We start from the raw sequence: 8424 nt of genomic DNA, 5'->3' as shown, positions 1-8424 counted from the left end.
ACCGATGGCGGGCGCGAGCTGTTCGATTGCGCCGCGCAGGGGCGCATCGACGCGTTCTTCCTCTCGGGCGGGCAGATCGACGGGGCGGGCAATATCAATCTCGTGGGGATCGGCGACCCGGCGCAGCCGAAGGTGCGTTTTCCGGGCTCTTTCGGTTCGGCCTATCTCGCCTTTCTGGTGCCGAAGGTCATCCTGTTTCGTGAGGAGCATACGCCGCGCACGCTGGTGGAGCGGGTCGATTTCATTTCCGCACCCGGAACCTCCGACCCTGATATCTACCGGCCCGGCGGGCCCCGGGCCCTGGTGACCGGGCGGGCCGTGTTCGACTTCTCGCCGAAGCGGGCGGGGTTCACTCTGCGCAGCGTGCATCCCGGTGAAACGCCGGAATCAGTCACGGCCCAGACCGGCTTTCGCTTCGATACGCCAGACGCCGTGCCGCACACGCCGCTTCCCGATGCCGATACGCTCGCGCTGATGCGCGGCGACGTCGCGCGTGCCGTGGCGGAGACCTACCCGGGTTTCGCCGAGCAATTATGGGGCATCGGCGCCTGATTCGATGGCGGCGACCTAGTCCTTCATGCCCTCGTCGTCAGCGCCGCGCCTCAGCCCTGCCAGCGCGCCGAACGGGTTTTCGCGCGATTCGGCTGGTGCCGGCTCCTCGAACACCACGCCGGGTTTGCGCGGAAACGGGTCGAGCCCCAGCGCCAGGAATTCGGCGGTGACGCGGCCCAGATCGATCTTGCCGTTGATGATCTCGTCCGGCGGGTCGATCCGGCGCTGTTCTTCTTCTTCCGGCGTCAGCTTGCGCCGTTGCGCGGCAGCGAAATCGAGATCGACCTCTTCCTCGACTTCGGTCTCGAACGCATCGAGCGTCACGCCGCAAATCTGGCTCACACGCGCACGCACGATACCCGCGACGCGCGCGCGCTTGCCCGAGCCTTCGACACTGAACATGCCTTCGAGGGCATGGATTGCCGGGATGTCCAGCGCCTCGGCAAGCGCGACCATCTCTTCGGCATCGGCCGTGATGGTGATGTCGGTCCCGTGGCGGGGCAGGCGCTCCGCATCGATCAGGCGCGACAGCGGGCCCGGCTCGGGGGTCGGGGCGGCGGATCCCGTAAAATCGTTTCGGTCACGCCCCATGGTGATCTCCTGAAGCTGCAGGCAGGGCGGTGGCGTAATCGGGACCATCGCGCAGCAGGGTGGCGAAATCCTGTTGCGCCAAAGCTGCTTCTGCTGCGATCATGTAGGCAGCCAGCGCCTGTGCCGGATCGCCGCGCTCCGTGACGTTCCGGTCGAGGGCATCCTCCAGTGCAGCGCGGTCGCCGTCGTCGAGGGCGCTGCCGTAGCTACGGGCGCGCCCGTAGAAAGCCGTGACGAGTTTCTTCATGCGCTTGGGCACGGCGAGATCACCGACGCCCATGTCACGCAGGGACATGTCGAGCCATTTGAAGAAGGCATCGACGAATTCCTGCGCGAAATCATCCGCCGGCGGCGGCAGATGCCGCAGGCGGCGCAGGATCAGCGTCATGTGGAGTATGACGGCTTCATAGCGGCCTTCCAGCGTGTCGGGCACGCCTAAATCGGTATAGAGCGGTTCGGCGCGCGATGCGGCGATCACGCGGGTGAGCATCGTCTGTACCGGGTCCTGGACGCGGTCCTTGCGAAACCATTTGAAGATCATCGCCTCAGCTTTCCGGGCGCGCACGCCCTTGTCAAAATATTCCAGTCGGGTTACGCCATTCACCCGGCCGGGCGCAAGTTCCCCGAAGCCGCAGTTCGATCGGACCAGCGCCGGAAGCGAGTCGCCATGAAGATGATTTCCCGCCTTGCCGCCGTCTTTCTGATTGCCGGCCTCACCACAGCCTGCATTCAGGGTGAAACATTCCAGCGCGGCTATATAGTCGATGAAGAGGCTCTGGAAAGTGTCGAGCCCGGCATGTCCGCCGAGCAAGTGCTCGAGACGCTGGGCACGCCTTCCACGGTCTCCACTGTCGGGAACCAGTCCTGGTATTATGTCAGCCAGACGGCGCGGCAGCAATTCGCCTTCCAGAAGCAGGAAATCGTCGAGCAGCAGGTCACGGCGGTGTATTTCACGCCGAACCTCCGGGTGGAGCGTGTGGCGCTCTATGGGCTTGAGGACGGTCAGATCTTCGATTTCATTTCGCGCACGACGCCCACGGGTGGGCAGGAGCAGAGCTTCCTTGCCAACCTCTTCCGTGGTGTGGTCGGGTTCAATCCGCTGCGCTGATCGATTTTTCCGAAAGCCAAACGCCGCCGCGTAATGATCACGCGGCGGCCTTACTGTTTCTGGATCGACGGGCTGATCAATCGCGGCGCAGCAGCCGCTCGAAATAGTCGCGCTCTTCTCCCGGAAGGCCGGGATCGGCCAGACGGTTGCGCAACTCTTCGAGAATGCGGCGGGCGCGCCGCGCGGGGCTCTCGTCGGCACCCGGCACGCGGACGTCGCTCTCGAAGCGGCCCCTGTCGCGGGTCGGGCGACCCAGCGGATCGGTGTCGCGACCTTCGCGGCCGTCCATCCGGCCCATACGCCCTTCTCCACCTTCACCGCGCATCTCACCCGGCTGGCCGCCGCCTTCACCCTGGCCCTCTCCGAACATCCGCTGCATCTGATCGGCCATGCCCTGGAGACCCTGTTGCAGGCCTTCGAGGGCGCGCCCCTGCGCATCGACGGCATCGTCAGGGTTGCCCTCGCCGAGGGCGCTTTCCGCCTCGCCCATCGCGCCCTCGGCATTGTCGAGACCCTGCTCGCCCTGCATGCCGAGTTCGCGCATGCGCTCCTGCAATTCCTGCAGACGGTCGCGCAGGGCCTGTTGCTGCTCGGAGAGATCGCCTTCGCCGTCCCCCTCGCCCTGATCGCGCTGCGCCTGTTCACCGCGGCGCTGGCGCTGCGCATCGCCGAAGGTCTCGTCGCGCAGTTGCTGCTGCTCGCGGGTGAGGGCGTCGAGTTCGTCGAACTGGCGGTTCAGTTCACGGGTATGCGGGTCGGAGGACATGTCGCCCCGCTGGGCGGTCCGGAGGTTCTGCATGATGTTGCGCAGCTCATCCATCAGGCGCTGCGCCTCGGCCATGTCGCCGCGCTGCATCGCGTCCTGCATGGCGTCCATCATCTCCTGCAGATCCTGCTCGGTGATCGTCTGCTGCTCGCCCGACGGCATGCGCGGTGCCTCGGCATTGTCGGAATCGTCCATCATTCGGCGGGCGAGTTCGCGCATATAGGCGTCCATCGCCGCGCGAAGCTCCTGCATCAGCTGAGCGAGTTCTTCCTCGCTCGCGCCCTCGTCCATGGCCTGTTGCAGACGCTCCTGCGCCGCGCGCAGGGCCTGCTCGGCATCGGACATGCCGCCATCCTCGATATCGAGCGCCATCGCCCAGAGCCAGTCGGCGACGGCGACAAGATCTTCGTCGCTGCGCGCTTCGTTGAGGCGGGTCGTTGCGCTGCGCAGACCGAGCCAGACACCCCACGGAACCGCGAAACGCTCCGGCGCAATCATCAGCGCGTCGAGCGCGTCGAGCACCCTGTGGCGATGTGCGGGTTCGAGAACGAGGTTGCGCCGCTGCTCGACGAGCGCGCGGGCCAGCGGATCGTTGAAGGGGCGTTGCGGCAGGGTGAAATCGATCACCTCGGAATAGCCGGTCTGCCCGGCATCGTCGCGCGCTTCGAGCTGGAGGGTCACCCGCGCACCGGCCCAAGGGTGCTCGGTGCGGTCGAAATTCGTCGAGGCGATTCCCTGTTCGCCGCTGCGCGCGAGCGACAGAGACAGGTCAGGCGGCGGGGCGAGCGGGGTATGCGCGTCGCGCTCGGGCGGAAGGGCGACGATGGCCCGCGCCTGCGCAACGCCGTAATCATCCTGCAGCGCGTAGGCGAGGGTGAAAGCGCCTCGCGCCTGCACTTCCGGCGACCCGTCAAAGCTGATCTCCGGCGATACATCCCGGATCGCGGTGATGCTCAGGCGGTGCGCGGGACCGGTTTCGGGGCCGATTTCGAGTTGCGCGTCGCCGTGAATGCGAAAGCGTTGCTCGTTGAGGCCTTCACCGGCTACACGACCGGCGCCGTCGAGGGCGTCGAGCCCGGTCACGGCGGCGATGCGCGGGGGCGCTTGCCCTGCCACGCGGATCACGATGACCGAATCCTGCGGCACGCGCAGATGCTGGGCCTCACGGTCGAAATCGAGCATCAGCGGCGCGATACCGGTATAGCCGGGCGGATCGATCCAGCCGTCAATGCGCATGGCGGGTGCTTGCGCCGTCGGGGCGCGCCAGTCGAAAGCGGCGTTCAGCCGTGCGCCGATCTCCGGCCCGGCGATGAAGGCGCTGGCGACGGCGGCGAGCACGGGCACGGCGCGCAATGCGTAGCGGTCGCGTTGCGGCATGGCCGGATCGGGAGCGTCGAGGCGCATGCCGGAGAGCGCGTTCGCAGCACGGCGTCGATGGATCTCCCATAGCGCCATGGCGGCGGGATCGCGATCGCCGAGGGCGAGATTGTCGTCGAGAGTCCGGGCGGGCCCGTGTTCGAGCCGCGAATCACGCTCGAGCCGCGCCAGCGCCGCCGCGCGACCGGGCGCACCGCGCAGAACGCGCACCAGCGCGCTGATCGCGGGGATGCAGGAGGCGATGAAGGCGACGGCCACAATGGCGACCACGGCGATTCGTGCCAGGGGTGGTATCTGCTGGAACAGGCCGAGCCAGGCCAGGGTCAGGAAGGCGGCGACGACGGAGAGGGGCAGCCAGAGTCGCGGCCAGAGCAACTCGATGGCGAGCGTTGCGCGCGCCCGTCCGACGAGGCGGTCGAGCCGCGTCCGCAGTCGGCGCTGTTGTACCACCGGATCAGCGTCTTGCTGCGGCGGGTTCTCGGGCCGAAAGCGGTGCAGCAGGGCTTGCAGCCCTTGCGGGAGAAATCGCATACGGCGTCCCTGCATCTCGTTTTTCGTCGGGCGCGCACGGCCTTTCGACCGGTCCGACCTCAGTCTAACGCTTCCTATCTCATTGTAACACGGTTATTTCTGGGCGAAAGCATGCCGGTCGCGGCGATTGCCCGCAGCAGCGTCGGCTCAAGCATTCGAGACAAGGACGCCGAAATGCGCGAAACCCCGGACACGTCGCTCTCCGCAAGCCCCGATCACGTGCTCGCCGGAGTGATCGCGGATGGCGTCCACCGGCTGCGGCTGCGGGTCTATTACGAGGACACGGACTTCTCCGGGATCGTCTACCACGCGAATTACCTGCGCTATTGCGAACGTGGGCGCAGTGATTGCCTGCGTCTTCTCGGCATCGACCAGTCGCGCCTGCATCGTGAGGAGGGCGGGCTCGCCTTTGCCGTGCGGCGGATGGAGATCGATTTCAGGCGCCCGGCGCTGATGGACGACGTGCTCGATATCGAGACGCGGATCAGCGAGGCAGGCGGTGCTTCGCTGACCATGGATCAGGTGGTGATGCGTGACGGCGCATTGCTCGTCGGTGCCCGGGTCGCCGTTGCCTGTATCCGCGACGGTCGACCGGCGCGGATCCCGGTGTCGCTGCGCGAGGCGCTCGCGGGAATGCTGGCGGAAAGCGGGAACGGGTGAGGGCGATGCGGGACCCTCTCCGGGGCCCCGCATGCATGATCGCGCGTTCAGATCACGTAGCTCTTCAGTGGCGGGAAGCCGTTGAAGGCGACGGCGGCGTAGGTCGATGTATAGGCGCCCGTACCCTCGATCAGCACCTTGTCGCCGATCGACAGCGAGACCGGCAGATCATAGGGAATGCGCTCATACATCACATCCGCCGAATCGCATGTCGGGCCGGCGAGCACGCAGGGCGTGGACGCTTCACCGTCATGCGGCGTGCGGATGGCGTAGCGGATCGCCTCGTCCATGGTCTCGGCGAGACCGCCGAACTTGCCGATATCGAGATAGACCCAGCGGATTTCGTCTTCCGCACGGCTCTTCCTCGAGACCAGCACCACTTCCGCCTCGATCACGCCGGCATTGCCGACCATGCCGCGACCCGGTTCGATGATCGTCTCCGGGATGCGGTTGCCGAAATGCCGCGAGAGCGCCTCGAAGATCGACTGGCCATAAGCCTCGACCGCCGGGATCTGCTTGAGATAGCGCGTGGGAAAGCCGCCGCCGAGATTGACCATGGACAGGCGGATGCCACGCTCGGCGCAATCGCGGAAGATCGCGGCGGAGGCCGCCAGCGCCTGGTCCCAGGCTTGCGTATTGCCCTGCTGCGAGCCGACATGGAAGGACACGCCGTAGGCGTCGAGGCCATGCCTCCAGGCGTGCTCCAGCACCTCGACCGCCATTTCCGGCGCGCAGCCGAATTTGCGCGAGAGCGGCCATTCGGCGCCGGCGCCGTCGCACAGGATGCGACAGAAGACGCGGATATCCTGCGCATTGGTGAGTTCCGCCGCACGGGCGATCTTCTCGACCTCGGCCTCGCAATCCACCGCGAACAGACGCACACCAAGCTCGAGGGCGCGCACGATGTCGCGCTCCTTCTTGATGGTGTTGCCAAAGGAGATCCGGTCCGCCGTGGCGCCGGCTTCGAGCACGAGCTTCATCTCCTGCACGGAGGCCGTGTCGAAGCACGAGCCGAGTTCGGCCAGAAGCGCCAGCAGTTCCGGCGCCGGGTTTGCCTTCACCGCGTAGAACACACGGGTATCGGGCAGCGAGCGGGCGAATTGCAGGTAGTTGTCGCGCACGACGTCCCGATCGACGACGAGGCACGGCCCGTCATCGTCGCGGGTGCGCAGGAATTCATGGATGCGCGCGGTCATGGCGCCCTCCTGACAAAGGTTCGACGGACGGCGTCGTGCCGTCACGGCCAGAATTCAGGTGGCTGCGGGCCACCCAGCTCGGGGGTTGGACTGCGCCGACGCCGGACATGCTGTGGAGACATGAACGTCGTAGGGCGGGTCGAACCCGTCGTGCTGCCTTCGTTTGGAACGGAAAAATCCGATCCGCACATGCGGCAATGATGAGACAAGCCTCTTCGGTTGCCGACCTGTGGAGGGCCGACGGAGACCAAAAAAGCCCGTGTCGTCGTTGCTTTAAGCCGCGCTGGGCGTCGTATTACGACACCACAGGCCGGTTGCCTCCGGCACCAGTCGCTTTCCGTGAGCTTGAGAAGCTCGCGGGCGTGACGATCAACCTGATCGCTTCCGCCGACCGGCACGCGACCACAGGCACGTGCGAAATTGGGCAAGGTGGTCGGTACAGCCATCGCACGGATTTTTCAAGAAAAATCGGATCCTGCACGTCGATTTTTCGTCGCACCCGGTACCATCGCGACGCAACGCCGAGTTCGTCGCACTTTCGCCCGGGCCGATGTCGGCGTAGGCTCGTCTTGCGCATCTATGGCGCAGTACGGGAGGACATCATGCTGAATTTCGCGGAAATCATGCGGAACGCGCAGGGCGGGGCGGCGATCGAGAGTTTTGCCGCGCAGTTCGGCATGAGCCAGGAGGACACGCGCAAGGCGCTTGCCGCGCTCGCGCCGGCCTTCGCGCTCGGCCTGCAAGAGCAGCGCGAGAAGCCCGATCATCTGCGCGATCTCGCTGAGGCTATGGCGCATGGGGCTTATGCACCGTTCTTCGAAAGCGCGGCAGAGGCCTATTCGCAGGATGCCCGCCGACGCGGTGAAGAAGCGCTCGGCGCTCTGTTCGGTTCGCCGGATCTTGCGCGCAATCTCTCCGACCAAAGCGCGAAACTCGCCGGCCTCTCCCGGGAGACCATGTCACAGATGATGCCTTACGTGGCCGCGACCCTGATGGGCGGTATGGGCGAGCACATGCGCAGCCAGTCTGATTCTCGGCGTGATCGCGCGTCCGAAAACCCCTATGAGGCGATGTTCTCCGCCATGTTCGGTGTCGAGCCCGAACCCGCGCCCCCGCCCAAGAGCGAGGGCGAGAAGGCGGTCGCGGAGATGTTCAGCCATTGGGAGCGCTTCATGCAGCTCGGGCGCCAGATGCAGGATGCGCAGATGCAGATGATGCGCACCCTCTTCGAGGATGCTGCGCGGCAGATGGCGCATGCGGCGCCGGAGGCGGGCGCACAGGATAAGCCTCAGGCGCCGAAGGACGAGGGCTGACGGGAGGCCTCAAACCAGCTTCTTCAGTGCATAGAGCCGCTCCAGCGCCTCGCGTGGGCTGAGTTCGTCCGGATCGATCGCGCCGAGGGCTGCATGCAGCGGGTCCGGCCCGGGCGCGGCTTGCGGCGCTGGCTGGCGCGCGGGCGCGGCGAAGAGGGGGAGATCGTCGAGACGCGCCGTCGAGGGGTTCTCGCGATCGGCGCGCTCCAACTCTTCGAGGATTGTGCGTGCGCGTGTGATCACCGGGGTGGGCAGGCCGGCGAGGCGCGCCACCTGCAGCCCGTAGGAGCGATCGGCGGCGCCTGGCACCACTTCATGGAGGAAGACCAC

9 protein-coding genes are annotated in these 8424 nt (G+C 66.3%); 4 read left to right on the top strand and 5 right to left on the bottom strand.

All coding sequences use genetic code 11. The features are described from left to right. Positions 1 to 552 (top strand): CoA-transferase (locus VKP01_RS10340; protein ID WP_324412064.1); only part of this gene is annotated, 552 nt, incomplete at its 5' end. A gap of 15 nt (positions 553 to 567) precedes the next feature. Here VKP01_RS10340 and VKP01_RS10335 read toward each other — a convergent pair. Continuing rightward, positions 568 to 1143, bottom strand: coding sequence for a YceD family protein (locus VKP01_RS10335; RefSeq protein WP_324412063.1), 576 nt, complete (start codon positions 1141 to 1143; stop codon positions 568 to 570). Continuing rightward, positions 1133 to 1684, bottom strand: coding sequence for a ubiquinol-cytochrome C chaperone family protein (locus VKP01_RS10330; protein ID WP_324412062.1), 552 nt, complete (start codon positions 1682 to 1684; stop codon positions 1133 to 1135). Before VKP01_RS10330 ends, VKP01_RS10335 begins: the two co-directional genes overlap by 11 nt. Positions 1685 to 1810: 126 nt before the next feature. Between VKP01_RS10330 and VKP01_RS10325 the strand changes: the two genes are divergently transcribed. Next, a complete protein-coding gene (locus VKP01_RS10325) occupies positions 1811 to 2251 on the top strand; it encodes an outer membrane protein assembly factor BamE (RefSeq protein ID WP_324412061.1) in 441 nt (146 codons plus the stop codon). Between the two features lie 76 nt (positions 2252 to 2327). Here the strand turns inward: VKP01_RS10325 and VKP01_RS10320 are convergent, their stop codons facing one another. Next, a complete protein-coding gene (locus VKP01_RS10320) occupies positions 2328 to 4940 on the bottom strand; it encodes a TIGR02302 family protein (RefSeq protein WP_324412060.1) in 2613 nt (870 codons plus the stop codon). Between the two features lie 159 nt (positions 4941 to 5099). Here VKP01_RS10320 and ybgC point away from each other — a divergent pair, with 159 nt between their 5' ends. Then, positions 5100 to 5585, top strand: coding sequence for a tol-pal system-associated acyl-CoA thioesterase (gene ybgC, locus VKP01_RS10315; protein WP_324412059.1), 486 nt, complete (start codon positions 5100 to 5102; stop codon positions 5583 to 5585). Positions 5586 to 5632: 47 nt separating this feature from the next. Here the strand turns inward: ybgC and VKP01_RS10310 are convergent, their stop codons facing one another. Further along, a complete protein-coding gene (locus tag VKP01_RS10310) occupies positions 5633 to 6781 on the bottom strand; it encodes a type III PLP-dependent enzyme (RefSeq protein ID WP_324412058.1) in 1149 nt (382 codons plus the stop codon). Between the two features lie 602 nt (positions 6782 to 7383). On the opposite strand from VKP01_RS10310, the gene VKP01_RS10305 reads away from it, so the two are divergent. Next, positions 7384 to 8094: a DUF937 domain-containing protein gene (locus tag VKP01_RS10305; RefSeq protein ID WP_324412057.1), complete on the top strand. Its 711-nt coding sequence runs from the start codon at positions 7384 to 7386 to the stop codon at positions 8092 to 8094. Positions 8095 to 8103: 9 nt separating this feature from the next. Here VKP01_RS10305 and VKP01_RS10300 read toward each other — a convergent pair. Next, positions 8104 to 8424: MutS-related protein (locus VKP01_RS10300; protein WP_414706562.1), on the bottom strand; the 321-nt coding region annotated here is incomplete at its 5' end.

The organism is Saliniramus sp. (genome assembly GCF_035311605.1).
In the GTDB taxonomy this organism is placed as follows: Bacteria; Pseudomonadota; Alphaproteobacteria; order Rhizobiales; family Beijerinckiaceae; genus Saliniramus.
The sequence above is the reverse complement of the archived record's forward strand: the minus strand, read 5'-3'. Positions and strand labels throughout refer to the sequence as shown.